The 24,544-nt window shown below is 75.8% G+C and carries 20 protein-coding genes; 14 read left to right on the forward strand and 6 right to left on the reverse strand.

Going from position 1 to position 24,544, the window contains the following annotated elements; all coding sequences use genetic code 11:
* Window positions 1-184: 184 nt before the first annotated feature.
* Window positions 185-928, forward strand: a complete 744-nt coding sequence (locus Cpa01nite_RS02650; RefSeq protein WP_239068493.1) for an ABC transporter ATP-binding protein — start codon at window positions 185-187, stop codon at window positions 926-928.
* 23 nt (window positions 929-951) lie between these two features.
* A complete protein-coding gene (locus Cpa01nite_RS02655; protein WP_203667192.1) occupies window positions 952-3,693 on the forward strand; it encodes an FtsX-like permease family protein in 2,742 nt (913 codons plus the stop codon).
* A gap of 120 nt (window positions 3,694-3,813) precedes the next feature.
* Here Cpa01nite_RS02655 and Cpa01nite_RS02660 read toward each other — a convergent pair whose 3' ends face one another.
* Window positions 3,814-4,233, reverse strand: a complete 420-nt coding sequence (locus tag Cpa01nite_RS02660) for a hypothetical protein (protein WP_239068469.1) — start codon at window positions 4,231-4,233, stop codon at window positions 3,814-3,816.
* 375 nt (window positions 4,234-4,608) lie between these two features.
* Between Cpa01nite_RS02660 and Cpa01nite_RS02665 the strand changes: the two genes are divergently transcribed.
* Complete coding sequence (locus tag Cpa01nite_RS02665) at window positions 4,609-4,857, forward strand: WhiB family transcriptional regulator (protein ID WP_203667193.1); 249 nt, start codon at window positions 4,609-4,611, stop codon at window positions 4,855-4,857.
* 279 nt (window positions 4,858-5,136) lie between these two features.
* Here Cpa01nite_RS02665 and Cpa01nite_RS02670 read toward each other — a convergent pair whose 3' ends face one another.
* Window positions 5,137-6,636, reverse strand: coding sequence for a sensor histidine kinase (locus tag Cpa01nite_RS02670; RefSeq protein ID WP_203667194.1), 1,500 nt, complete (start codon window positions 6,634-6,636; stop codon window positions 5,137-5,139).
* Window positions 6,637-6,833: 197 nt separating this feature from the next.
* On the opposite strand from Cpa01nite_RS02670, the gene Cpa01nite_RS02675 reads away from it, so the two are divergent.
* The 5 genes from Cpa01nite_RS02675 to Cpa01nite_RS02695 all read left to right on the forward strand — a co-directional run bounded on the left by Cpa01nite_RS02675 (window position 6,834) and on the right by Cpa01nite_RS02695 (window position 12,137).
* Window positions 6,834-7,340, forward strand: coding sequence for a DUF2505 domain-containing protein (locus tag Cpa01nite_RS02675; protein ID WP_203667195.1), 507 nt, complete (start codon window positions 6,834-6,836; stop codon window positions 7,338-7,340).
* Window positions 7,341-7,579: 239 nt separating this feature from the next.
* Window positions 7,580-8,875: an ABC transporter substrate-binding protein gene (locus Cpa01nite_RS02680; RefSeq protein WP_239068470.1), complete on the forward strand. Its 1,296-nt coding sequence runs from the start codon at window positions 7,580-7,582 to the stop codon at window positions 8,873-8,875.
* 107 nt (window positions 8,876-8,982) lie between these two features.
* Entirely contained in the window at window positions 8,983-10,083 is a 1,101-nt protein-coding gene (locus tag Cpa01nite_RS02685; RefSeq protein ID WP_203667197.1) for a carbohydrate ABC transporter permease, read from the forward strand.
* Window positions 10,080-10,997, forward strand: a complete 918-nt coding sequence (locus Cpa01nite_RS02690) for a carbohydrate ABC transporter permease (RefSeq protein ID WP_203667198.1) — start codon at window positions 10,080-10,082, stop codon at window positions 10,995-10,997. Before Cpa01nite_RS02685 ends, Cpa01nite_RS02690 begins: the two co-directional genes overlap by 4 nt.
* Before the next feature lie 108 nt (window positions 10,998-11,105).
* Window positions 11,106-12,137 carry a LacI family DNA-binding transcriptional regulator gene (locus tag Cpa01nite_RS02695; RefSeq protein WP_203667199.1) on the forward strand — a complete coding sequence of 344 codons (1,032 nt, stop codon included), beginning with the start codon at window positions 11,106-11,108 and terminating at the stop codon, window positions 12,135-12,137.
* A gap of 332 nt (window positions 12,138-12,469) precedes the next feature.
* On the opposite strand, the gene Cpa01nite_RS02700 is transcribed toward Cpa01nite_RS02695, so the two are convergent.
* A complete protein-coding gene (locus Cpa01nite_RS02700; RefSeq protein ID WP_203667200.1) occupies window positions 12,470-15,817 on the reverse strand; it encodes a bifunctional proline dehydrogenase/L-glutamate gamma-semialdehyde dehydrogenase in 3,348 nt (1,115 codons plus the stop codon).
* Between the two features lie 111 nt (window positions 15,818-15,928).
* Between Cpa01nite_RS02700 and Cpa01nite_RS02705 the strand changes: the two genes are divergently transcribed.
* The 6 genes from Cpa01nite_RS02705 to Cpa01nite_RS02730 all read left to right on the forward strand — a co-directional run bounded on the left by Cpa01nite_RS02705 (window position 15,929) and on the right by Cpa01nite_RS02730 (window position 21,898).
* Window positions 15,929-16,831: an AraC family transcriptional regulator gene (locus Cpa01nite_RS02705; protein ID WP_203667201.1), complete on the forward strand. Its 903-nt coding sequence runs from the start codon at window positions 15,929-15,931 to the stop codon at window positions 16,829-16,831.
* 39 nt (window positions 16,832-16,870) lie between these two features.
* On the forward strand, window positions 16,871-17,638 hold the full coding sequence (locus tag Cpa01nite_RS02710; RefSeq protein WP_239068471.1) for an aldo/keto reductase: 768 nt from the start codon (window positions 16,871-16,873) through the stop codon (window positions 17,636-17,638).
* On the forward strand, window positions 17,635-18,798 hold the full coding sequence (locus tag Cpa01nite_RS02715) for a M15 family metallopeptidase (protein WP_203667203.1): 1,164 nt from the start codon (window positions 17,635-17,637) through the stop codon (window positions 18,796-18,798). Before Cpa01nite_RS02710 ends, Cpa01nite_RS02715 begins: the two co-directional genes overlap by 4 nt.
* Window positions 18,799-18,994: 196 nt before the next feature.
* Window positions 18,995-20,296 carry a Glu/Leu/Phe/Val family dehydrogenase gene (locus tag Cpa01nite_RS02720; RefSeq protein WP_203667204.1) on the forward strand — a complete coding sequence of 434 codons (1,302 nt, stop codon included), beginning with the start codon at window positions 18,995-18,997 and terminating at the stop codon, window positions 20,294-20,296.
* 115 nt (window positions 20,297-20,411) lie between these two features.
* Window positions 20,412-21,476, forward strand: a complete 1,065-nt coding sequence (locus Cpa01nite_RS02725) for an LLM class flavin-dependent oxidoreductase (RefSeq protein WP_239068472.1) — start codon at window positions 20,412-20,414, stop codon at window positions 21,474-21,476.
* 56 nt (window positions 21,477-21,532) lie between these two features.
* Window positions 21,533-21,898, forward strand: a complete 366-nt coding sequence (locus Cpa01nite_RS02730; RefSeq protein ID WP_203667205.1) for an META domain-containing protein — start codon at window positions 21,533-21,535, stop codon at window positions 21,896-21,898.
* Window positions 21,899-21,907: 9 nt separating this feature from the next.
* Here the strand turns inward: Cpa01nite_RS02730 and hemQ are convergent, their stop codons facing one another.
* From hemQ to Cpa01nite_RS02745, 3 genes are all read right to left on the reverse strand, one after another.
* Entirely contained in the window at window positions 21,908-22,645 is a 738-nt protein-coding gene (gene hemQ / locus Cpa01nite_RS02735; RefSeq protein WP_203667206.1) for a hydrogen peroxide-dependent heme synthase, read from the reverse strand.
* A complete protein-coding gene (locus Cpa01nite_RS02740) occupies window positions 22,642-23,844 on the reverse strand; it encodes a ferrochelatase (RefSeq protein ID WP_239068473.1) in 1,203 nt (400 codons plus the stop codon). The genes hemQ and Cpa01nite_RS02740 overlap by 4 nt, the downstream gene beginning before the upstream one ends.
* A 79-nt stretch (window positions 23,845-23,923) precedes the next feature.
* Window positions 23,924-24,436 (reverse strand): flavodoxin domain-containing protein, encoded by a 513-nt coding sequence (locus Cpa01nite_RS02745; RefSeq protein WP_203667207.1) that lies wholly within the window; start codon window positions 24,434-24,436, stop codon window positions 23,924-23,926.
* Window positions 24,437-24,544 lie beyond the last annotated feature (108 nt).

Raw genomic sequence — 24,544 nt, forward strand, 5'->3', positions numbered from 1 at the left:
CCCGGGATGACGCAGGGTCCGGACCCCGGGTGGACGACGGGGTGGCCCCGCGCTCCGTAGCGTCGGGGACGTCCCGATCCCGAGTCCCAGGAGCACTGCCGTGGACCCGTTCGCCCCCGCCCCCGCCGGTACCGCCGGCCCGAACCACCCGCACGCCGGCGCGCCCGGCCACCGCGAGGCCGCGGTGCACGCCCGCGGGCTGACCAAGGTCTACGGCCGCGGCGAGGCCGAGGTCCGCGCGCTGGCCGGGGTGGACGTCGACTTCGCGGCCGGCGAGTTCACCGCGATCATGGGCCCGTCGGGCTCCGGCAAGTCGACGCTCATGCACGTGCTGGCCGGCCTCGACTCCGCGACCTCCGGGTCCGCGTTCCTCGGGCGGACCGACGTGACCACGCTGGACGACGACGCGCTGACCCGGCTGCGCCGCGACCGCGTCGGCTTCGTGTTCCAGTCGTTCAACCTGCTGCCGATGTTCACGGCCGAGCAGAACATCCTGCTGCCGCTCGAGCTCGCGGGCGCCAAGGTCGACCGCGCCTGGTTCGACACGCTCGTCACCACGCTCGGGCTGGGGCAGCGCCTCACCCACCGCCCGTCCGAGCTCTCCGGCGGCCAGCAGCAGCGCGTCGCGATCGCCCGCGCGCTGATCGCCAAGCCCGAGGTGGTGTTCGCCGACGAGCCCACCGGCAACCTCGACTCCCGCTCCGGCGCCGAGGTGCTGAGCTTCCTGCGCCGCTCGGTCCGGGAGCTCGGCCGCACGATCATCATGGTCACGCACGACCCGACGGCCGCCGCCTACGCCGACCGCGTGGTGCTGCTCGCCGACGGGCGGATCGCGGGCGACATCGTCGACCCGACCCCCGAGGCCGTGCTCGCCGGGCTGGACGCGCTGCGCCAGCTCGAGGTCGCCGACGCCCCGGCAGGTGCGTGATGTGGCGGCTCACCCTCGCGCAGATGCGCCGCAGCCTGGGCCGCCTCACGGCCGCGGGCATCGCGGTCGCCATCGGCACCGCGTTCGTCGCCGCGACGCTGCTCGCCGGTGACGTGATGAAGCGGATCTCGTACGACTCCATCACCGCGTCGTACGGCACCGCCGACCTGATCGCCGACGCCGGCGAGTCCCTCTCCGAGACCACCGTCGACGCCGTCAGGGCCGCGCCCGGGGTCGCCGCCGCCGACCCGCGGGTCGTCGTGCCGTACGTGTCGATGTCGGCGGGCGACAAGGCGCTCACGCAGACGGTCGTGCCCGTCGCGAGCGACCCCGCGTTCGACACCCAGGTCGTGACCGCGGGCGCGCTGCCGACCGCCGACGGCGAGCTCGCGCTGCCCGAGCGGGCGGCGGAGCGGCTCGGCGTCGGCGTCGGGGACGCCGTGACCGTGTCGTACTACCGGTGGGAGGCCGCGGCCGCGGACCCCACGAGCGGCGCGGGGGCCGACGAGGCCGCCGGTGCCGACGACGCGGGCGCCGAGGACGCGGGTGCCGCCGACGCGGGTGCTGCCGAGGCGACCGCGCCCACCGAGGCCGCCGGGACCGAGGACGGGACCGCGACGGCGGACGCCACCGCCGCCCCGGGCGAGCCCGAGGGCACCTACCGCGAGCGCGAGGTCGAGGCGACCGTCGTCGGCCTCACCACCGACCCGACGTCCGCCTGGGCGCAGTACGGCGGGGCGGCCACCAGCACGCAGGCCGACGCCCTCCTGTGGGCGGGGTGGGGCGAGGGGCCGGGCGCCCCGACGCTGCTCGACGCCGCCACCTCGCAGCTGCTCGTCGCGCTCGAGCCCGGCACCGACACGGCGACGGTGTCCGACGAGGTGTCCGACGTGCTGTCGGCCATCGGCGGCCCGCACTCGAACGTCCGCGTCATGACCCGCGACGAGGCCGCCGAGTACAGCATCTCCGGCGACGGCACCGGCCCGATCCTGGTCGTCGTGCTGGCGTTCGCCGCCGTCGCGATGATCGTCGCCGGCCTGGTCATCGCGAACACCTTCCAGGTGCTGGTCGCGCAGCGGACCCGGATGCTCGCGCTGCTGCGCTGCGTCGGCGCCGTGCGCTCGCAGGTCCGCCGGTCGGTGCTCCTCGAGGCCGGCATCCTCGGCCTGGTCGCGTCCGTGCTCGGCACCCTCCTCGGCACCGCGCTGGTGCAGCTCGCCCTGCTCGTCATGCAGAACGCGGACCTGCCGTTCCCGGTCCCGTCCGTGGTCCGGCCGACCGTCGCGAGCGTCGTCGCGCCGCTGGCCGTCGGCATCGTGGTCACCGTGCTCGCCGCGCTGACGCCGGCCCGGGTCGCCACCCGGGTCGCGCCGATCGCCGCCCTGCGCCCCGCCGACGCCCCGGCCGCGGGCAGCCGCGCCGGCCGGTTCCGGCTCGTCGTGAGCCTGCTGCTGGTCGTCGGCGGTGCGCTCATGCTCGGCGGCGGCGTCGCCCTGTCCGAGACGTTCCTCGTCGCGGCGGTCGGCATCGCGGTCCTCGGCGGCGCGGCGTCGTTCGTCGGCCTGCTCGTCGGCGCCGTGTTCTGGATGCCGAAGGTCGTCGCCCGGATCGGGCGCCTCGTCGGCCGGCTCGGCGTGCCCGCCCGGCTCGCGGCCGCCAACACCGGCCGCAACCCGGCCCGCACCGCCGCCACCAGCACCGCCCTGCTGATCGGCGTCACGCTCGTCGCGATGATGAGCACCGGCGCCGTCACGGCCCGGGCCACGCTGGACGACGAGCTCGACACCCGGTTCCCCGTCGACCTCGCCGTGTCCGCGCCCTTCACCGCGGACGAGGACGGGAACGCCGTCACCGAGCCGCTGCCCGCCGGCACGGTCCGGGCCCTGGCCGAGCTCCCCGGCGTGGCCGCCTCGGCGATGCTCGTCCGGGACAGCGTCGAGGTCGGGACGACCGGCACCGTGGTCGACGCGCTCGGGATCACCCCCGAGCAGGCGACCGACGTGCTCCGCGACGCCGACCTGGTCGCGGCGGTCGGCGACGGCACCGTGGCGGTCTCCCGGGCGGTCGCGGAGGCCGGCGACATCGAAGACGGCGACACCGTCGCCGTCGCGCGCACCGAGGGCGGGGGGACGGCCGACCTGACCGCCGTCGTCGTGCCGCTCGACAGCTGGGTGGTGCTGATGACGCCCACGACGCTGGAGCAGTTGGGCTCCCCCGGCACCCTGAGCACCGCGTGGCTGCGCGTCGCCGACGTCGACGCCTCGGGCCAGGTCGTGGCCGACCTGCAGGAGCTCACCGCCGACTCGCCGCTCGACATCACGGGCGCCGCGATCGAGCGGGCGCTGTACGAGCGGGCGATCGACACGCTGCTGGCGGTCGTCGTCGGGCTGCTGGCGGTGGCGGTGGTCATCGCGCTCATCGGCGTGACGAACACGCTGTCGCTGTCGGTCATCGAGCGGCGCCGCGAGTCGGCCACGCTGCGGGCGGTCGGCCTCACCCGGCGGCAGCTGCGGGCGTCGATGGCCGTCGAGGGCGCGCTGATCGCCGGGGTCGGGGCCGTGGTCGGCGTGCTGCTCGGGATGGCCTACGGCTGGCTCGGGTCGGCGGCCGTGCTCGCGGGGATCTCGGACCTGCAGCTGCGGGTGCCGTGGGCGGACCTCGGCATCGTGCTCGGGGTGGCACTGGTCGCGGGCGTGCTCGCGTCGGTGCTGCCGGGCCGCTCGGCGGCGCGGACGCCCCCGGTCGCGGCGCTCGCGGTCGACTGACGCCGTCCGGATCGCCGAGGGAGGGCCTTCGCGCCGAGGGAGGACCGTCCACGGGCCTCCCTCGGCGCGCGGGCCCTCCCTCGGCGCGCCGGTCCCGGTCGGGGCAGGCCCGCGGCGGGGTCAGTCCTCGCGGGCGCCGACCGTCGTCCAGGCCACGACCGTCGGGGTCACCAGGAGCCCGCCGATCGCGACCGCGAGCACCAGCACCGCGACGGACCACGCGGCGACCTCGACGCCCAGCCAGCCGACCGCCAGCACGACCAGCAGGATCTGCACGGTCATCACCGGCGCCCGGCCCCAGCGCTCCCCCTGCAGCAGCGCGCGCGCCGCCCCGCCGAGCACCGCCGCGATCCCGGCCGCGAGCACGACGAGGAACACCACCGGGCCGGGCATCGACGTGCCGCGCACGAGGGCGACGACGAGGGCCACGGCGAGGGCCGCCACGGCGAGCGCCTCGAGGAGCACGAGGCCCGCGACGACGCGGACGGGGCCCGGCACGGCGGCCGGCCGGGGCTGCTGGGGGGCGGGAGAACCGGTCACGTGCGAGACCCTACGCGGGGCGCGGGTGAAGCTCCCGCGCGTCCCCGCAGGTCCCGGCGGCGCGGCGGCGCGACCAGGGACGATGGTCCCGGCGGCCGGACGAGTTGGCGCCGGGACCGCCGCGGGGAGTAGGTTGCGGCGCAGGCGCCTCGGGCTCACAGGGTTGTGACCGACGCCTCAGTCGTTACGCGCGAGAAACCCGCGCGTAACCCCTTGTGCGTGCGTCGGACGCCATGTGAATCTTGTACTCAGCAGTTCGAATCCCCCGAGCGCCGACGCTCACGCCCCCCGCCCTCGCGCGTCGGACGTGTGCTCGTGCGCCCATGCCACCCAGCCCCCTGGTCGTGGCATGCCCCTGTGCTGAGGAGTGTTCCCATGGATTGGCGCCACGAGGCCGCGTGCCTGACCGAGGACCCGGAGCTGTTCTTCCCGATCGGCAACACGGGCCCGGCCCTGCTGCAGATCGAGGAGGCCAAGGCCGTGTGCCGCCGGTGCGACGTCGTCGACACCTGCCTCAAGTGGGCCCTCGAGTCCGGCCAGGACGCCGGCGTCTGGGGCGGCCTCTCCGAGGACGAGCGCCGCGCGCTGAAGCGCCGCACGGCCCGGCAGCGCCGCGCGGGCTGACACCCGCCCGCAGCGCGCACACCGACGCCCGCCGACCCTCTCCCTCCGAGGGTCGGCGGGCGTCGTCGTCCCGGCGTCCGCGCGCGTCGCCGTCCCCGGGCCCGCGCGTCGCCGACTCTCCACTTCTCGCCTCCGCGCACCGTCTGTCACGCAGGCGGTCTCCGGAGACTCGGCGCCCGACGTCGCCGAGATGGCAGCTCTCGGCTGTGCGCGACCCGAGGGCCGCAGCCGAGAGTTGCCGTCTCGGCGTGCGACGCGCAGACCGCGCAGCGCAGGGCGTCAGGCGACCGTCGCCGCCTCGCGGCCCGCGGCGCGCAGGGTCGCGCGGAGCGTGACCTGCGTGCCGCCGCCCTCGCGCGTGGACCACGCGATCGACCCGCGCAGCTCGTTGGTCACGAGCGTCGACACGATCTGGGTCCCCAGGCCGGTGCCGGGGCCCGCGCCGGTGCCGGCGGCGTCCGCCGGGATGCCGGCGCCGTCGTCGGCGACGGTGACCGTGAGGTCGTCCTCGACGCGCTCGGCGCTCACCTCGACCGAGCCGGACTCGCGGCCGGCCAGCCCGTGCTCGACGGCGTTGGTGACGAGCTCGGTCAGCACGAGCGCGAGGGCGGTGGCGTCCTCGGCGGACACCGGCCCGAACGTGCCGCGCACCAGCGTCCGCACCGACGCCCCGGCGGACGCCACGTCGGCCGCGAGCCGCAGCGACCGGCCGACGAGCTCGTCGAACTGCACGGTCTCGTCGAGCGTCTGGGACAGCGTCTCGTGCACGAGCGCGATCGTCGCGACCCGGCGCATGGCCTCCTCGAGCGCGGCGCGGGCCTCGGGCACGTCCATCCGGCGGGCCTGCAGCCGCAGCAGCGCGGCGACCGTCTGCAGGTTGTTCTTCACGCGGTGGTGGATCTCGCGGATCGTCGCGTCCTTGGTGATGAGCTCCCGCTCGCGCCGGCGGAGCTCGGACACGTCGCGACACAGCAGCACGGCGCCGATCCGCTCGCCGTCCTCGGACAGCGGCACCGCCCGCAGGGACAGCGCGACGCCGTGCGCCTCGATGTCGGTGCGCCACGGCGCGCGGCCCATCAGCACGAGCGGCATCGACTCGTCGACCGGCGAGTTCTGCTCGACGAGGTCGGCGACCACCTCGACCAGCGACCGGCCGACCAGGTCGTCCATCGCGCCGAACCGGTGGAAGCAGGACAGCGCGTTCGGGCTGGCGTACAGGACCTCGCCCTCGGAGTTGAGCCGGACCAGCCCGTCGGCGACGCGGGGCGCGCCCCGGCGCGGGCCGGTCGCCGCGTTCGCCATCGGGAACTCGCCCCGGGCGATCATGCCCATGATGTCGTCGGCGGCCTCGACGTAGTTCAGCTCCAGGCGGCTGGGCGTGCGGGCGCCGCCGAGGTTGGTCTGCCGGGCGATGACGGCGATGGCGCGGCCCTCGTGCACGACGGGCACCGCCTCCTCGCGCACCGCGTACGACCCGAACCAGCGCGGCTCGCGGGACCGCTGGGCACGGACCTCGCGGAGCGAGCGCTCGAGCTGCGGGCGCTGGCCCTCGGGGGCGCGGGAGCCCACCACGTCGTCGTAGTGCACGGTCGCGCCGGTGCTGGGCCGCGCCTGCGCGATCGCGACGAAGTCGCCGCCCTCGGTCGGCAGCCACATGACCAGGTCGGCGAACGCGAGGTCGGAGATGACCTGCCAGTCGCCGACCAGCAGGTGCAGCCACTCGAGGTCCGCGGCGTCGAGGTGGGCGTGGCGCTGCGCGAGCTCGCTCAGGGTGGACACCACCCCAGGGTACGGCGCGGGCACCGCCCGGCCCGGGCCCGTCTCGGCCCGCGGCGCGTGACGCGGCCCACGCCGCCGCCCCCGCGCGCCGGGAGCCTGCCGGAACCCGGGACGCGCACCCGCGCGCGGGCGGATACTGTCGTCGGACCCGCACTCCCCCGCGGGACGACGCGCACCTCGGAAGGACCCGAACGCCCGTGCACCTGCAGGTCACCGTCCCCGTCCCGGCCGACCCCACGACCGCCGGCGCGATGCTGGCCGACCCGGTGTACGTCCGGGCGAAGGTCCTGGCGAGCGGCGCGGAGGTGCTGCACGTCGACGTGGCGCCCGCCGAGGACGGCGCGTTCACGGTGACGACCCGGCGCGCGCTGCCGACGGACCAGATCCCGCCGAACGTGCGGACCTTCGTCGGGTCGACGCTCGAGGTGCGCCAGGCGGAGGCCTGGGAGCCCGCGGCCGCGGACGGCACCCGCACCGGGACCGTCGCCGTGGAGATCGCCGGCGCGCCCGTCCGGCTCACCGGGACCGTGGCGCTGACCGCCGCCGACGGCGGGTCCGCGATCACCTACGACGGGGAGCTCAAGGCGAACGTTCCGCTGTTCGGCTCGGCGGTCGAGCAGGCCGCCGCGAAGGCGGTGCGCGCGGCCCTCGAGGCGGAGGCCGGGGTGGCCCGCGAGTACGTCGCGGGCACCTCGCAGGGGTAACGATTCCGTAACGCGCTTCGGCGTCGCGGAGCCCTGACCTGCACAAACGTTTCGATGGGATCGCTTCCACGGCCGTTCGGGCCTCCCGCCGCTTGACTTCCCCCATCCGCGCCGACAGGGTGCCTGACATGGCGTGAGAGCGCTCCCGCACGATGCGGTGGGAGCGGTCCCACGACGGGCGCCAGTGCTGGCGACCCGACGGGAGCGGCGACGTCGCCGCGGATGACGAGGGAGTCACAGTGCGCAGGAGCACGCGCAAGACCTGGGTGGCCGTGGCCGGAGCGGCGAGCGTCGCCCTGCTGGCGACGGCGTGCGGCGGCGGGTCCGACGACACCGCCGGCGGCGACGAGGAGGGCGGGGACGTCACGCTGACGATCTCCACCTTCAACCAGTTCGGCTACGAGGACCTCCTCAAGCAGTACGAGGAGGAGAACCCGGGCATCACGATCGAGCACAACAAGTTCGGCAAGTCCGACGACGCGAAGGAGCAGTTCCAGACGGCGCTCGGCGCCGGCTCGGGCCTCGCGGACGTCGTGGGCGTCGAGGTCGACTGGATGCCGCAGATCATCCAGTACTCCGACCAGTTCGTGGACCTGACCAGCGACTCCACCGAGGGCCGCTGGAACCAGTGGACGCTCGACCAGGCCACCTCGCAGGACGGCGCGCTGCTCGGCTACCCGACCGACATCGGCCCCGAGGCCATCGCCTACCGCTCCGACCTGTTCGCCGCCGCCGGCCTGCCGACGGATCGCGAGGAGGTCGCGGAGCTCTTCGGCGGCGAGGACGCCACCTGGGACGACTTCTTCGCGGTCGGCGACCAGTTCATGGCCGCGGGCACCGGCCCGGCGTTCTTCGACTCCGCCGACGCCATCGCGCAGGGCATGATCAACCAGATCGAGGCGCCGTTCGAGGACCCCGAGTCGGGCGAGATCACCGCGCTGGACAACCCCGAGATCCGCGACATGTACGACACGATCCTGTCGCACGCGGACCAGTCCGCCGGCCTCAAGCAGTGGGAGGCCGACTGGACCAGCGCCTTCCAGAGCGACGCGTTCGCCGTGGCGCTCGCCCCGGCCTGGTTCCTCGGCAACATCGAGGGCAACGCGGCCGGCGTCGAGGGCTGGGACATCGCCAACGTCTTCCCCGGCGGCGGCGGCAACTGGGGCGGCTCGTTCCTCACGGTCCCGACGATGTCGGAGCACCAGGAGGAGGCCAAGGCGCTCGCCGACTGGCTGACCGCCCCCGAGCAGCAGCTCAAGGCGTTCGGCGTGAACGGCAACTTCCCGAGCCAGATCGAGGCGCAGCAGTCCGACGAGCTCCAGGGCATGACCCGCGAGTTCTTCAACGACGCGCCGACCGGCCAGATCTACACCGACCGGGCCTCGGGCATCTCGACCCAGCCGTTCAAGGGCGAGAACTACTTCACCATCCGCACCGGCCTGTCGGATGCGTTCAACCGCGTCGACGTCGACAAGTCGCAGACCCCCGACGAGTCCTGGCAGGGCTTCGAGGACGCGGTCGCCGCGATCGGCTGATCCCACCGGGCCGGGTCGCCGGGACTCCCCCGGCGGCCCGGCCCGTCCGCGCGGGCACCCCCGCGCCCGCACCGCACGACCCCGGCCCGCCCGCACGAAGGATCCCCATGGCCACCCAGACGGCGCCCCCCAGGGGCGCGGCACCGCGCAGCGACGACGACCGCGCGCCCCGGAAGATCGGCTTCGGGCAGACGCTCGGCCGCTGGGACGTGAAGGTCTCCCCCTACCTGTACATCTCGCCGTTCTTCCTGCTGTTCGCGGTGGTCGGCCTGTTCCCCCTGCTCTACACGGGCTGGGTCTCGCTGCACGAGTGGAGCCTGATCGGCGGCCAGGGCGAGTTCGTCGGGTTCGACAACTTCACGTTCGTGCTCGGCCAGACGTTCTTCTGGAAGGCCCTGCGCAACACCCTCAGCATCTTCCTGCTGTCGACCGTGCCGCAGGTGATCGTCGCCCTGGTCATCGCCGCGATGCTGGACGCGAACCTGCGCGCCAAGACGTTCTGGCGGATGGGCGTGCTGCTGCCGTACGTCGTCGCCCCGGTGGCCGTCGGCCTGGTGTTCTCGCAGATGTTCGCCGACGGCTCCGGCATGATCAACTCCCTGCTCGGCACGATCGGCATCGACCCGGTCGGCTGGCACAAGGACGCGTTCGCCTCGCACGTCGCGATCTCGACGATGGTGAACTTCCGCTGGACCGGCTACAACGCGCTGATCCTGCTCGCCGCGATGCAGGCCATCCCCCGCGACATGTACGAGGCCGCGACGCTCGACGGCGCCACCCGGATCCGGCAGTTCTTCTCGATCACGGTCCCGATGGTCCGCCCGACGATGATCTTCGTGATCCTCACGTCGACCATCGGCGGCCTGCAGATCTTCGACGAGCCGCGCATGTACGACGCGACCGGCCTCGGCGGCTCGAACGGCCAGTGGAAGACCGTGACGCTCTACCTGTACGAGCTGGGCTGGAACAAGCAGCAGCTCGGCCGGGCCGCGGCGGTCGCCTGGCTGCTGTTCCTGATCATCATCGTGTTCGCGCTGGTCAACAACTGGCTGACCCGGCGCATCTCCTCCGCCGACGACATGAGCCGCTCCGCGAAGGCCGCCCGCCGCGAGACGCGGCGCCGCTCGCGCGACCTCGCCCGCCGGGTCAAGCAGACGTCCGACGCCGCGGTGCCCGCGGCCGCACCGATCGAGGTGGACCCCCGATGAGCGCCCCGTCCGTCCCCGTCATCGCGCAGACCGCCGGCAAGGGCGCCGCCCGCGCGGCGCAGCGCAGGCGCAACAAGACCAACGGCGGCGCCGACCGCCGCCCGGGCTGGGTGACCTACGTCGTCCTGGGCGTGTTCATCCTGATCTCCGCGTACCCGCTGTACTTCACGTTCCTGCTGTCGTCCTCGACCTCGGCCGAGGTGGCGCAGAACCCGGTGCCGTCGCTGATCCCCGGCGGCGAGTTCCTCACGAACCTGCAGCGCGTGTTCGACGCCGACATCGACCTGGTGCGCGCGACCGGAAACTCGCTGATCGTCGCCGTGATCACGAGCCTGTCCGTGGTGTTCTTCTCCACGCTCGCGGGCTACTCGTTCTCCAAGCTCCGGTTCCGGGGCCGCGGGCCGCTGCTGGTGTTCGTCATCGCGACCATGGCCGTGCCGACCCAGCTCGGCGTCGTCCCGCTGTACATCGTCATGCGCGAGCTCGGCCTCACCGGCAACCTGCTCGCGGTGATCCTGCCGGCGATGGTGACCGCGTTCGGCGTGTTCTGGATGACGCAGTACCTCGACTCCGCGCTCCCCTACGAGCTGATCGAGGCCGCCCGCGTCGACGGCGCGTCGATGTTCCGCACCTTCTGGTCGGTGGCGCTGCCCGCGGCCCGGCCGGCGGCGGCGATGCTGGCGCTGTTCACGTTCATCACGTCGTGGACGAACTTCTTCTGGCCGTCCATCGTGCTCGGCACCCAGAACCCGACCCTGCCGGTGGCCCTCAAGCTGCTGCAGGCCGGCTTCTTCCAGGACCTGCCGCTGATCATGGCGGGCGTCGTGCTGTCGATCATCCCGCTGCTCCTGCTGTTCGTGGTCGCCGGGCGCCAGCTCGTCGCGGGCATCATGGCCGGGGCCGTCAAGGGCTGACCGTTACGCTTCGCGCGGGGCCCGGCACTCCGGGCTCCGCGCAGGGGCGCGCGTCCGCAGGTGCCCGCGCACGGGCCCCACCCGAACGTCACGAGGGGGCGATCCACGGTGATCGACCAGTCCGAGATCCCGTCGGCCACCCGGCCCGCGCCGACGCTGGAGCAGGTCGCCGAGCGCGCCGGCGTCTCCCGGTCCACCGCGTCCCGCGCCATCAACGGCGGCGACCGGGTGTCCCCCGAGGCCATGGAGTCCGTCGCAGCGGCGGTCGCCGACCTCGGCTACACGCCCAACCGCGCCGCGCGGTCGCTGGTCACCCGCCGCACCGACTCGGTCGCGCTGGTCGTGCCCGAGCCCGACGAGCGGGTGCTGTCCGACCCGTTCTTCGCCGGCGTGCTGAACGGCGTGTCCACGCCGCTGGCGCTCGCCGACCTGCAGCTGCTGCTGGTCATCGCGCGGCCCGGCGAGTCCGAGCGCACCGCCCGGTACCTGCGCGCCGGCCACGTCGACGGCGCGATCGTGGTGTCGCACCACCGCGACGACGCCATCGACCGGGCGCTGCAGGCGTCCCGGCTGCCGACGGTGTTCATCGGCCGGCCGCTCGTCGGCGGCGAGTCCGCGGCCGTGGTGGACACCGACAACCTGCGCGGCGGGCGGCTGGCGACCGAGCACCTCGTGCGGCTCGGGCGGCGGCGGATCGGCACGATCGCCGGGCCTGCCGACATGTCCGCGGGCATCGACCGGCTCGCCGGCTGGCGGGCGGCGCTCGCCGAGGCCGGGCTGCCCGACGACGCGGTGGTGCACGGCGACTTCACCGTCGACGGCGGGGCGGCCGCGGCGCGCGAGCTGCTGTCCCGGTTCCCCGACCTGGACGCGATGTTCATCGCCTCGGACCTCATGGCGGCCGGCGCGCTGCCCGAGCTCGCCGAGGCCGGGCGGGACGTGCCCGGCGACGTGGCGGTGGTCGGCTACGACAACTCGGGCCTGGCGACGACCACGAAGCCGAACCTCACCACGGTGACCCAGCCGGTCATCGCCATGGCACGCGCCGCCGGCGAGGAGCTGGTGGCGCAGCTGCAGGGCCGGGCCGCGCGCACGGAGCAGGTGTTCGAGCCGGAGCTGGTGGTCCGCGGCTCGGCCTGACGCGCGCCGCGGCGCGCTCGAGCGGCAGCGCGGCGCGCTCGAGCGCCGGCGTGGCGCACCGAGTGGGCACCCGACACGTCGAGTGGGCATCCCGTGGTTGCCCACTCGACGCGTCCGGTGCCCACTCGCCGCCGGGCGCGGCGGGCGGGGCGGGGCGCGCAGGGCGGGCGGAGCGGGGCGGGCGCCGAGCGCGTACGGGGGGCGCCGAGCGCGCACCCCGTGGGGTCCGCGCTCGGCACGCCTGTGCCGCGCTCGGCGCTCCGCGCCTCCCTGCCGAGCAGCGCCCGGCCCCGCAGCGCCCGGTCAGCGCCTCCCGGCCCCGCAGCGCCCGGTCAGCGGGTCGGGTCGACGTGGCCGAAGCGGTGCCGGGTGCGGGACACCGCCTGCTCCCGGACGACCGTCATCAGCTCGCGCCGGGCGCTCGCCACGACCGGCGCGTCGAGCACCGTGACCTCGCCGGTGCGGGTCACGGCGGCCGCGCGCAGGCCCGGGGCGGAGCCGACGACCCGGACCCGGCCGGTGACCTCGCCGGCCGCGACCCGGAGCGCGAACGCCTGGTCGGTCTCCTCGGTCGCGCGGCTCACCGTCACCGGCACGCCCGCGGTGCGCGCGGCGGACAGCACGCGCAGCACCTCGCGCTCGGACCCGTCGGCGCCGACCCGCACGGTCAGGTGCGGGACGGGGCGGTGCCGCAGGGCGTTCTCCTCGGACGCCAGCCCGGACGGGTCGTGCGCCGCGCCGAGCTCGTCGCGCCAGACCCGCGCGTCGTCGTCCTGCGCCCACGCGAGCCAGCCGTCGTCGTCCAGCGCGGCGACCTCCGGGGCGTCGGACCATGCGCCGAGCTGCGCCACGTAGGACGGCCCGCCGGCCTTGGCGCCGGGGCCGACGACCGAGGCCTTCCAGCCGCCGAACGGCTGCCGCTGCACGATCGCGCCGGTGATGTGCCGGTTGACGTAGGCGTTGCCGACCTCGACCCGGTCGAGCCAGTGCGCGATCTCCGCCTCGTCGAGCGAGTGCAGGCCGCCGGTCAGGCCGAGCGCCACCGCGTTCTGCACCGCGATCGCCTCGTCCAGGGTGTCGACGCGGATCACGCCGAGCACCGGGCCGAAGCACTCGGTGAGGTGGAACCACGACCCGGGCCGCACGCCGTGCTTGACGCCGGGCGTCCACAGCCGGCCCTCCTCGTCGAGCTGCCGCGGCTGGACCAGCCAGCCCTCGCCCTCGTCCAGCGTGGTGAGCGCGCGCAGCAGCTTCCCGGACGCCGGCTCGACGAGCGGACCCATCGTGGTGCCGAGGTCGTCGGACCAGCCGACCCGCAGGGACGCCACCGCGTCGGCGAGCTGGCGGCGCAGCCGGTCGGAGGTGCCGGCCGACCCGACGAGGATGGCCAGCGACGCCGCCGAGCACTTCTGCCCGGCGTGGCCGAACGCCGACCGCACCAGGTCCGCGACCGCCAGGTCGACGTCGGCGGACGGCGTGATGACGAGCGCGTTCTTGCCGGAGGTCTCGGCGAGCACGTCGAGATCGGGGCGCCAGCCGGCGAACAGCTGCGCCGTCTCCAGCGAGCCGGTCAGCACGACCCGCGCGACGTCCGGGTGCGTGACCAGCCGGCGGCCGACCTCACCCTCGGGCGACAGCACGACCTGCAGCGCGTCCTCGGCCACGCCGGACGCGTCGAGCGCCCGCTGGATCGCCGCGCCGGCCACCCGCACGCAGCGCGGGGTCTGCGGCGCCGGCTTGATCAGCACGGGCGACCCGGCCGCGAGCGCCGCGAGCACCGACCCGACCGGGATGGCGACCGGGAAGTTCCACGGCGGGGTGACGACGGTGACGCCGCGGGGCCGGAACACCGCGCCCGGGACGTGCCCGTCGGCGAGCTCCTCGGCGCGGTCCGCGTAGTACCGGGCGAAGTCGACGGCCTCGCTGACCTCGGGGTCGGCCTCGGCGACGGTCTTGCCGGCCTCGTGCACCATCGTGGCGACCAGGTCGCCGCGGGCGGCCTCGAGCTCGTCCGCCGCGCGGCGCAGCACGGCGGCGCGCTCGGCCGGGGTGCGGACGGACCAGGCGGGCGCGGCGGCGACGGCGCGCGCGACGACGGCGTCCACCTCGTCCTCGGTCCCCACCTCGACCGCGCCGGCGGGCGGCTCGACGTCCGCGGCGACCAGGCGCGCGGCCCAGTCCCGGGACTCGGCGACGGCCGGGTCGGTGTCCGCGGCGTTCCGGAACGCCCCGGGCTCGGGCGCCGGGGCGGCGACGTCGCGCGGCAGGCGCCGGCGACCCGTCGGGACGCGGTCCGCGCCGGCGACCGACGCCAGGAACGCGTCCTCCTGCGAGCCGATGCCCTCGTCCGGGCCGTCCCCGCCGGCGAACAGCGCGTGCAGGAAGTTCTGGTGCGCGGCGTTCTCCTCGAGGCGGCGGACCAGGTACGAGATCGCGACGTCGAAGTCCTGCTTCGCGACGACCGGGGTGTACAGCAGCACCTGGCCGACCTCGCGCTGCACGGCGCGGGCCTGCGCGGGCGCCATGCCCTGCAGCATCTCGATGTCGAGCGCCTCCGACACCCCGCGGTGCTCGGCGAGCAGGTGGGCGTAGGCGACGTGGAACAGGTTGTGGCTCGCGACGCCGACGCGCAGCGCGGACGTCCGTGCCGGGTCGAGCGCGCGGCGGACCAGGCGGACGTAGTGCGCGTCGACCTCGGGCTTGTCGCCGTACGGCGCCTGCGCCCAGCCGTGCAGCTCCGCCTCCACCTTCTCCATGGCGAGGTTCGCGCCCTTGACCAGCCGCACCTTGAGCCGGGCGCCACCCGCCTCGACCCGGCGCCGGGCGATCGCGGTGACCTCCTCCAGCGCCTCGGAGGTGTCGGGCAGGTACGCCTGCAGCACGATGCCCATCTCGGCGCCGTGCACCTCCGGGTCGTTCACCAGCTCGTCGAACACCCGCACGGTCAGCGCGAGGTCGCGGTACTCCTCCATGTCGAGGTTGAGGAACGTGCCCTGCGCCGCGGCCGCGCGGTACAGCGGCCGCAGCCGCTCGACGACGCGCCGCACGCTGCCCTCGGTGTCCCAGGTCGACAGCTGGCTGGCGACCGCGGACACCTTGATCGACACGTAGTCGACGTCGGGCCGGGCGACCAGCTCGGAGACCCGCTGCAGCCGGCGGTTCGCCTCGTCCTCGCCGAGCACGGCCTCGCCCAGCAGGTTGAGGTTGAGCCGGAAGCCCTCCTTGCGGGCGCGCGCCAGGTGCGGGCCCAGGCCCGGGCCGGCGTCGGCGACCAGGTGGCCGACGAGCTGCCGGAGCCGGATCCGCGCCGCGGGCACGACGGCGGACGGCAGCAGCGGGGCGACCTTGGCGCCGATCCCGAGCAGCAGCCGGTCGCCCGCGCCGAGGAACGCCGACGCGTCGGCCGCGCGGTCGCCGAGGTCGGCGAGCTCGGCGGCCGCGACCCGGGCGTCCTCGGGGCGCGCGACCCGGTCGACGAACCGCACGGCCAGCTCCAGGCCCGCGGGGTCGGCGACCAGGGCGGCCAGCCGGCCGGTGGCGCGCCGCTCGGCGGGGGTCTCGTCGGCGGCGGTGGCGTCCATCCAGCGGTGCGCGAGGTCCACCGCGTCCCGGGTCAGGTGCTCCGGGACGGGGGCGGTGGCGGCGCTGTCGGCGGCGGCCGGGTCGTGGGTCGTCGTCATGGCGGGATCCTCCCCGAGCGGCCCACGGCCCGTCTTGCACCGATCGGCCGGGCCACCGGGCCGGATCCGTGACACGTGCCCGTCACGCGCACCACCTACGCTGCCCCCGACATGGAACGCCGTCCAGCCCACCTCGCCGCCGCGGCCGCCGCCGGCGCCGCCGACCCCGGGGCGCCCGCCGCCCCCGCCGCGCCCGCCGGCGACCCCGCGGCGCCCGACGCCCCCGCCCGCGCCCTGCTCCGCGCGCTCACGCCCGCCCTGCTGCGGCTGTGCGACGACCTGACCGGCACGATGTTCTGCGCCAAGGACGTCGCGGGGCGGTACGTCGTGGTCAACGACGCGTTCGTGCGCCGCACCCCCGAGCGCTCGCGCCGCGCCGTCGTCGGCCGGACCGCCGCGGAGCTGTTCCTCCCGCACCTCGCGGAGAAGTACGACGCCCAGGACCGCGACGTGCTCGCGACCGGCCGGGCGCTGCACCGGGAGCTCGAGCTCATCCGCCGGCCCGGCGGCCCGCCCGGCTGGTACCTCACGTCCAAGGAGCCGGTCCGCGACGCGTCGGGCGCCGTCGTCGGGCTGGTGTCGATCTCCCAGGCGCTCCGCGCGGGCGACGCCGACGCGGAGACGGTGGCCGCGCTGTCCCGGGTCGCCGCGTTCGTGCACGGCCGGCTCGCGGAGCCCCCGACCGTCGCCGAGCTCGCCGAGGCGGCCGGCTGCTCGGCGTCGACGCTCGACCGCCGGGTCCGCCGCGTGTACGCGCTGTCCCCGCAGCAGTACGTGCTGCGGGCGCGGGTCGACCACGCCGCGGCGCTGCTCGGCGGCTCGGACCTGCCGCTCGCCGAGGTGGCCGCGGCGGCCGGCTTCTACGACCAGGCGTCGTTCACCCGGACGTTCGGGCGGCTGACCGGCGAGACGCCCGCGCAGTTCCGGCGGGCGGCCCGGGCGGCGTCCGGGCCGGCGACCGCGCCGGTGGCGCCGCTGGTCCCGCCGCTGCCGTGGCCGCGGGCGGCGGGCTGAGCCACGATGGAGAACATGGTTGATTCGCAGATCCCCCCTGTGCCCACAGTCAAGCTCCCGGGCGGCGAGATGCCGCTGCTCGGCCTCGGCACCTGGCAGTCCGAGGGCGGCGACGCCGAGCGCGCCGTGGTCGCCGCGCTGCAGCTCGGCTACACCCACGTCGACACCGCCACCGGGTACGGCAACGAGGCCGAGGTCGGCCGCGCGCTGTCGCTGGTCGACGTCGACCGCGACGCCGTGTTCGTCACCACCAAGCTGCCGCCGGACCACGCGGGCCGCGAGCGCCAGACGCTCATGGAGTCGCTCGCCGCGCTCGGCACCGACCACCTCGACCTGTGGCTGGTCCACTGGCCGCCCAACAAGCAGGCGACCCCCGCGACCTGGGAGCAGTTCATCGCTGCGCGCGACGAGGGCCTGGTCCGCTCGATCGGCGTGTCCAACTACTCGATCGAGCAGATCGACGAGCTGGTCGCCGCCACCGGCGAGGCGCCCGCCGTGAACCAGATTCCGTGGAGCCCGGGCGACTTCGACGCCGACCTGCTCGCGGCGCACGCCGAGCGCGGCGTCGTCGTCGAGGGCTACAGCCCGTTCAAGCGGACCGACCTGGACGACCCGGTGCTCACCGCGATCGCCGAGGCGCACGGCGTCAGCACCCGCCAGGTCGTGCTGCGCTGGCACGTCGACCACGGCATCGTCGTGATCCCGAAGTCGACCAACAAGGACCGCATCGCGCACAACCTCGAGGCGCTGCAGTTCACGCTGTCCGCCGACGAGCTCGCGCAGATCGACGGCCTGGGCGGCAAGTGACGGAGCCGGACGCGACGCGCGACCCCGGGGCGCCCGCCCCGGGGTCGTCGTCGGTCCCCCCGCCGGCGACCCGGCGGGAGGCCCGGGCGCGCGCCGCCGCGGGGTGGGCGGCCGGCGCCCCGGACGCCCCGGCCCCCGGCGTGACCGGCCCCGGCGCGGTCCCGGCCGACGTCCCGGACGCGCCCGACGCGCACGCCGTCGTCATCACCGGCCCCTCGCCGGCCCGCCGGTACGGCCGCGGCCGGGTGGTCGTCGCGGCGGCCACGAGCGCGGTGCTCGTCGCCGCGGTCGCGATCGCCGGCGTGCAGCTGCGCGCGGCGGGCGAGCGCGCCGCCGAGGCGGAGCAGCGCGCGGAGGCCATGGGGCTCGCGGCGGAGCTGGCGTCGGCCGAGGACGACTTCCTGGCCGACCGGCAGCGCGCCGCCGACCTCGACGCGTCGCGCCGGTCCGCCGACGCCGGCCGCGCCGCGCGGGAGCAGGCCGCCGCGGAGGAGGCCGCCCGGGTCGCCGCCGAGCAGGCCGCCGCCGAGGCCGCCCGCGCCGCCGAGGAGCAGGCCGCGGCCGACGCCGCCGCGGCGGCCGCCGCCGAGGAGGCCACCCGGCGGGGCGCCGCGTCGGGCGCGCCCGCGGGCGCGCCGAGCAGCCCCGGCATCGCCGGCTGGGTCGACGGCCGCCCGGTGGACGCCGAGGGGAACGTCCTGTGGGTCACCTCCGTGCCCACCGCGGACGGCGACGGGTCGAACGGGAACATGCCCGCGTCCGCCATGTGCCAGGTGCCGTGGGGCACCGACCAGCTCGGGTTCGCCCAGTACCTGCGCTGCGACGCCGCCGAGGCGCTGACCGCGCTAAACGAGGCGTTCCGCGCGCAGTTCGGGGCGTCGATCGACATGGACCTCACCTACCGGTCGTACGCGGACCAGGTGGCGATGAAGGCGGCGTTCGGCGGGCTGGCCGCGGCGCCGGGCACGTCGTCGCACGGCCTCGGTACGGCGCTCGACGTGCAGGAGTGGCCGGGCACGTACGGCTTCGGCACCGCGCGGTACGACTGGCTGGTCGCGAACGGCCCCGCGTACGGCTGGTACGCGCCGGCCCGGGTCCGGCAGGGTCAGCCCTACGAGGAGTACTGGCACTTCGAGTACGGGCCCGGCCGCACCTCCTGACCGCGTCCCCCTGCGTCGAGCGCCCGGGAGCCCGACCGGTTCGTCCCGGCTCGCCCCGCGGGTCCTGGACACCCGACGGTCGACCGGTCGGGGCAGGCCGCGTGTGGCACAGTGGCGACGTACCCGGCCGCCGTCGGCGGGGGCGGCGACGAGGCCGCGCCCGGGCGGTCGGACGCGATGCCCAGGAGGCCTCTGCATGACCGCGACCGCACCCGCCGGGACGTCGTCGTCGCCCACCCCCGCGACGCCCGCCCGGCGCACCTCCCCCCTGACGACGGCGCTCGCGCAGCTGTCGTCGGCCGTCGGCCTGCTCGGCTACGACGACGGCCTGCACCAGATGCTCGCCACCCCGCGCCGGGAGCTGCACGTCGCGGTCCCGCTGCGCCGGGACGACGGCCGGATCGAGCTGCTGTCCGGGTACCGCGTGCAGCACAACATCTCCCGCGGGCCGGGCAAGGGCGGCCTGCGGTACGCCCCGGGCGTCGACATCGACGAGGTCCGCGCGCTGGCGATGTGGATGACCTGGAAGTGCGCGGTCGTCGACCTGCCGTACGGCGGCGCGAAGGGCGGCGTGGCGATCGACCCGCGCGGCTACTCCCCCGCCGAGCTCGAGCGCGTGACGCGCCGGTACACCTCCGAGGTGATGCCGATCATCGGGCCGGAGCGGGACATCATGGCGCCCGACGTCGGCACCACCGAGCAGACGATGAGCTGGGTGATGGACACGTACTCGGTGAACTCCGGGTACACGATCCCCGCGGTCGTCACCGGCAAGCCGATCGCGGTCGGCGGCTCGCTGGGCCGGGCCACGGCGACCTCGCGCGGCGTCGTGCACGCCACCGCGGCGGCCCTCGCGGACGCCGGCACCGAGCTGTCCGAGATCACCGCCGCGGTGCAGGGCTTCGGCAAGGTCGGCTCGCACGCGGCGCGGTTCCTGGCCGAGGGCGGCGCCCGGGTCGTGGCGGTCAGCGACCAGTACGGCGGCGTGCACCACCCCGGTGGCCTGGACGTGGCCGCGCTGCACACGCACGTCGCGGAGACCGGCTCGGTGGTCGGGTTCCCCGGCGCGGACGCGCTGTCGAACGCCGACCTGCTCGCGCTCGACGTCGACGTGCTCGTCCCGGCCGCGACCGAGGACGTGCTGGACGAGGCCACCGCCGCCACGGTCAAGGCGCGCTGGGTGGTCGAGGGCGCGAACGGCCCGACCACCCGCGAGGGCGACCAGGTGCTCGCGGACCGCGGCATCACCGTCGTGCCCGACATCCTGGCGAACGCGGGCGGCGTCGTCGTGTCGTACTTCGAGTGGGTGCAGGCGCAGCAGGCCTACTGGTGGACCGAGCGCGAGATCGAGGACCGGCTGGAGCAGCGGATGCGCTCCGCGTACGCCGCCGTCGCCCAGCGCGCCCGGGCCGAGAAGATCACGCTGCGCGACGCGGCGCTGGTGATCGGCGTGCGGCGGGTGGCGGAGGCGCACCAGCTGCGCGGCCTGTACCCCTGAGTCGCCGCGGGCCCGGCCGCCCCGCACCCGCGCGACCCCCGCGCCGGGCGCGGCTGTGACGAGCGACGCGGCCGGCCCGGGGAAGCACGCCCGGGCCGGCCGCGTTGCCCCTCACGTGAGCACCCCCGACGCCTCCCGCGCACACCAGCCCGTCGTCCGTCCCGAGGTCCCCCTGTCCGTGCTGGACCTGTCCCCCGTCGGGACCGGCCGCACCAGCGCCGACGCGCTCGCCGACTCCACCGCGCTGGCCCGCCGCGCCGACGAGCTCGGCTACCGCCGGTTCTGGGTCGCCGAGCACCACAGCATGCCGGCGGTCGCGTCGACCTCCCCCGGCGTCCTGCTCGCGCACCTCGCCGCGTCGACCGAGCGCATCCGGCTCGGCTCCGGCGGCGTCATGCTGCCGAACCACCCGCCGCTGGTGATCGCCGAGCAGTTCGCGATGCTCGAGGCGCTGCACCCGGGCCGGGTCGACCTGGGCATCGGTCGCGCGCCGGGCGCCGACCCGATGACCGCCGCCGCGCTGCGCCGCACCGTCGAGGGCCTGGGCGCCGAGGACTTCCCCGCCGAGCTGCTCGACGTGCTGCACCTGCTCGGTCAGCTGCCCGCGGGCCGCGCCGCCTCCGCCGTCGCGCAGCGGCTGCGCGCCACGCCGGTGCCCGCCGGGACGCCCGAGGTCTGGCTGCTGGGGTCGTCGACGTTCAGCGCGCAGCTGGCAGGCGAGCTCGGCCTGCCGTTCTCCTACGCGCACCACTTCGGCACCGGCATCACGACCACCGCGGCCGAGGTCTACCGGCAGGCGTTCCGCCCGTCCGAGGTGCTCGACGCGCCGCACCTCATGGTGTCGGCGTCGGTGGTCGTCGCCGAGTCGCAGGAGCGGGCGGAGTGGCTGGCCGGTCCGTCGAAGGTCATGGCGCTGCGGCTGCGCAGCCGGGGCGCGCTGGCGCCGATCGAGACGCCGGAGGACGCCGAGGCGCTCCTGGCGGACCTCGACCCGGTGCAGGCGGCCGCGTTCTTCGCGAAGGTCGCGGGCACGCAGATCGCGACGACGGCGGCGCCCGCGGCGGCGGCGCTGCGCGAGCTGGTCGCGCGCACCGGCGCGGACGAGCTGATCGTCACGGCGACGACGTACGACGTCGCCGACCGGATCGCCACGCTGGAGGCGCTCGCCCGCGCGTGGTGACCCGCGGCCGGCCCGACCCGCGGCCGGGCGTCCGTGCGCCGTGGCAGGATCGGCGCATGGACGAGGTCGTCGGCGGCACGTGGCGGTTCACCGAGGTCGCGGGCGTGCCCGTCGGCGAGGGCCCGGAGCGGGCGCACCCGGCGCTGACGTTCTCCGGCGACGGCCAGGTCTACGGCACGGGTGGCGTGAACCGCCTGCGCGGCACGTGGTCGTTCGACCGCGGGACGGGCACGCTGTCGTTCGGCCCCGTCGCCGCGACGAAGATGGCCGGCACGCCCGAGCACACGGCCCGGGAGCGCGCGGTGCTCGACCTGCTCACGCACCCGGTGCGCGCCGCGCGCGACGGCGACGCGCTCGTCCTCACCGACGGCGAGGGGCGGGTCAGCCGCCTGCTGCCCGCCCCCGCCGAGGACTCCGTCTGACCCGCGCGCTCAGGCGCGGGGCTGCCGCTCCGCCCAGTCCGCGAGCTCGACGCGCGGGCCGGTGTAGAACGGGACCTCCTCGCGCACGTGCCGGCGGGCGCCGGTGGCGCGCAGGTCGCGCATGAGGTCGACGATGCGGTGCAGCTCGTCCGCCTCGAAGCCGAGGATCCACTCGTAGTCGCCGAGCGCGAACGACGACAGCGTGTTGGCGCGCACGTCGGCGTAGTCGCGTGCCGCGTGGCCGTGCTCGCGGAGCAGCTCGCGGCGCTCCTCGTCGCTCAGCAGGTACCACTCGTACGACCGCACGAACGGGTACACGCACAGGTAGTCGCGCGGCTCCTCGCCGGCGAGGAACGCCGGCACGTGCCCGCGGTTGAACTCGGCCGGGCGGTGCATGGCCGCGACGGACCACACCGGCAGCAGGTGCGCGCCGAGCTCGCTCGCGCGCAGCCGGTGGAACGCCTCCTGCACGGCCTCGATCGTCGGGGCCCACCACCACACCATGAGGTCGGCGTCGGCGCGCAGCCCGGCGACGTCGTACCACCCGCGGACGACCAGGCCCTCGGGCGCGTCCGGCCCGGTCAGCGCGCCGAGCGCGTCCTCGACGTACCGCTTCCGCGCGGCGTCGTCGGCCGGCAGCGGCTCGGTGGTCTCGAACACCGCGTACATCGCGTACCGGATGGCGGCGTTGATCTCGTCGGCGACCTCGGTGCTGTGCCCGCCCTCGGGGACGGTGGTCGTGCTCATCGCGCTGCTGCTCCCTCGCTGCTGTCGTCCGCTCGCTGCTGGTTGATCGTGGGCAGGCCCGTGTCGACGCCGGCGCGCTGGAAGCAGCAGCCGACCGCGCAGCGGTCCGGCCACGCGCCCAGGACGCCGACGGTGGTCCGCTCGGGGTCCTCGCCGCGCTCGGCGGCGGCACGCTCGAGCATGAGGTCGACGAGGCCGGCGACGAACGGCGCGCGGGTGGAGGCGGAGCCGGCGCGCACCGCGACGACGCCGAGGTCCTGCGCGGTGGCCATCGCCTCGGTGTCGAGGTCGTAGGCGACCTCCATGTGGTCCGAGACGAAGCCGATCGGCGACATGACCACGGCGGTCGTGCCGGCCTCGGCGCGCTCGGCGAGCACGTCGTTGACGTCCGGCTCGAGCCAGGGCTGCGACGGCGGGCCCGAGCGCGAGCAGAACGCCAGCGTCCAGTCGGGCGAGACGCCCAGGTCGGCGGCGACGAGCTGCGCGACCTCGCGGCACGCGTCCTGGTGCTGGGCCACGTAGCCGGGGCGCGCGGCGGCCGAGCCGGCCTCCATCGCGAGCGGGATCGAGTGCGTGACGAACAGCAGCGGCGCCTCGGCGGCGACCTCGGCCACCGGGCGGCCGACCTGCCCCGCGAGCTCGGTGAACGCCTCGACGATCGCGTCCGCGTTCGCCCGCACGAAGCCCGGGTGGTTGAAGTAGTGCCGCAGCTTGTCGACCTGGACGCCGGCGGCGGCCTCGGCGTCGGCGCAGCCGTCCGCCTCGCCGGCCACGCCCGCGAGCGCCGCGGCGACGTGCTCGCGGTACTGCCGGCAGCCGGAGTACGACCCGTACGCGCTGGTCACGAGCGCCAGCACGCGGGACGCGCCCGTCTCGCGCAGGCCCGCCAGGGCGCCGTCGGTGTACGGCTCCCAGTTGCGGTTGCCCCACGCGAGCGGGGTGCCGATGCCGCGGGCGTCCATCTCGGCGCGCAGGGCGGCGAGCAGCTCGCGGTTCTGGTCGTTGATCGGGCTGCGGCCGCCGAACAGCGCGTAGTGCTGGCTGACCTCGACCAGGCGCTCCTCGGGGATGCCCTTGCCGCGGGTCACGTTGCGCATGAACGGCAGGACGTCCTCGGGCTGCTCCGGGCCGCCGAACGAGAGCAGGAGGACCGCGTCGTACGGTGCGAGCGACGACGCCGTCAGGGTGGGGGAAGACACCCCAGCATCTTCCCACCGCACCCGGGCCACCCTCATCCCGAGGGGGGTCACCGGGACGTGACGTTGATACGACAAGGTGTCAGATCGCGACGGCCCGCGGCGCGGCCGCCCGGAGGTGCTCGGCGATCTCGGCGCCCCACGCGCGCACGGCGTCGAAGTCCCGGTGGTCGCCCTCCTTGGCCCGCGCCCCGGCGATGATCGCCCGCTCGGCGAACGCCAGCTCGCTGCGCAGCAGCCGCCCCGCGAACGCCCGGTGCCCGATCGCGCCGACGTCCCGCATCAGGGCCAGCAGCTCGTGCGGGCTGTTGGCGCGCGCTGCCGGCTGGGTGGCCAGCCCCGACGAGAACACCCAGACGTGCCGCTGCCGGAGCTGCGGCGCCAGCCGCGCGGCCAGGTCGCGCGCGGCCGGGATCCAGTGCGCCGTGTACACGGCGGAGCCGAGGACGACCACGTCGTACCGGTCGACGTCCGCGACCTCGTCCGGCGCGACCTCGTCCACGACGTGCCCGTCGGCCCGCAGCACGTCCGCGACGGCGGAGCCGATCTCCGCGGTCGCCCCGTGGCGCGAGGCCACCGTCACCAGGACGTTCATCGCTCTGCCCTCCAGCGGCTGCTCGTGCGGTCTCCTCCGGCCCCCTCCCGGCCCGGAACCGCCGGTGACCATCGTCCGTCCCGGGGGCGGCCGGGTCGTGGGCCTGAG

It is taken from the genome of Cellulomonas pakistanensis, from assembly GCF_016862755.1.
Taxonomy (GTDB): Bacteria; Actinomycetota; Actinomycetes; order Actinomycetales; family Cellulomonadaceae; genus Cellulomonas; species Cellulomonas pakistanensis.

Excerpts from the sequence above, each read along its gene's own strand:
- Cpa01nite_RS02655 (WP_203667192.1), top strand. The coding sequence starts at position 952 with ATGCGCCGCAGCCTGGGCCGCCTCACGGCCGCGGGCATCGCGGTCGCC.
- Cpa01nite_RS02665 (WP_203667193.1), top strand. The coding sequence starts at position 4,609 with ATGGATTGGCGCCACGAGGCCGCGTGCCTGACCGAGGACCCGGAGCTG.
- Cpa01nite_RS02685 (WP_203667197.1), top strand. The coding sequence starts at position 8,983 with ATGGCCACCCAGACGGCGCCCCCCAGGGGCGCGGCACCGCGCAGCGAC.
- Cpa01nite_RS02690 (WP_203667198.1), top strand. The coding sequence starts at position 10,080 with ATGAGCGCCCCGTCCGTCCCCGTCATCGCGCAGACCGCCGGCAAGGGC.
- Cpa01nite_RS02700 (WP_203667200.1), bottom strand. The coding sequence starts at position 15,817 with ATGACGACGACCCACGACCCGGCCGCCGCCGACAGCGCCGCCACCGCC.
- Cpa01nite_RS02705 (WP_203667201.1), top strand. The coding sequence starts at position 15,929 with ATGGAACGCCGTCCAGCCCACCTCGCCGCCGCGGCCGCCGCCGGCGCC.
- Cpa01nite_RS02720 (WP_203667204.1), top strand. The coding sequence starts at position 18,995 with ATGACCGCGACCGCACCCGCCGGGACGTCGTCGTCGCCCACCCCCGCG.
- Cpa01nite_RS02730 (WP_203667205.1), top strand. The coding sequence starts at position 21,533 with ATGGACGAGGTCGTCGGCGGCACGTGGCGGTTCACCGAGGTCGCGGGC.
- hemQ (WP_203667206.1), bottom strand. The coding sequence starts at position 22,645 with ATGAGCACGACCACCGTCCCCGAGGGCGGGCACAGCACCGAGGTCGCC.
- Cpa01nite_RS02745 (WP_203667207.1), bottom strand. The coding sequence starts at position 24,436 with ATGAACGTCCTGGTGACGGTGGCCTCGCGCCACGGGGCGACCGCGGAG.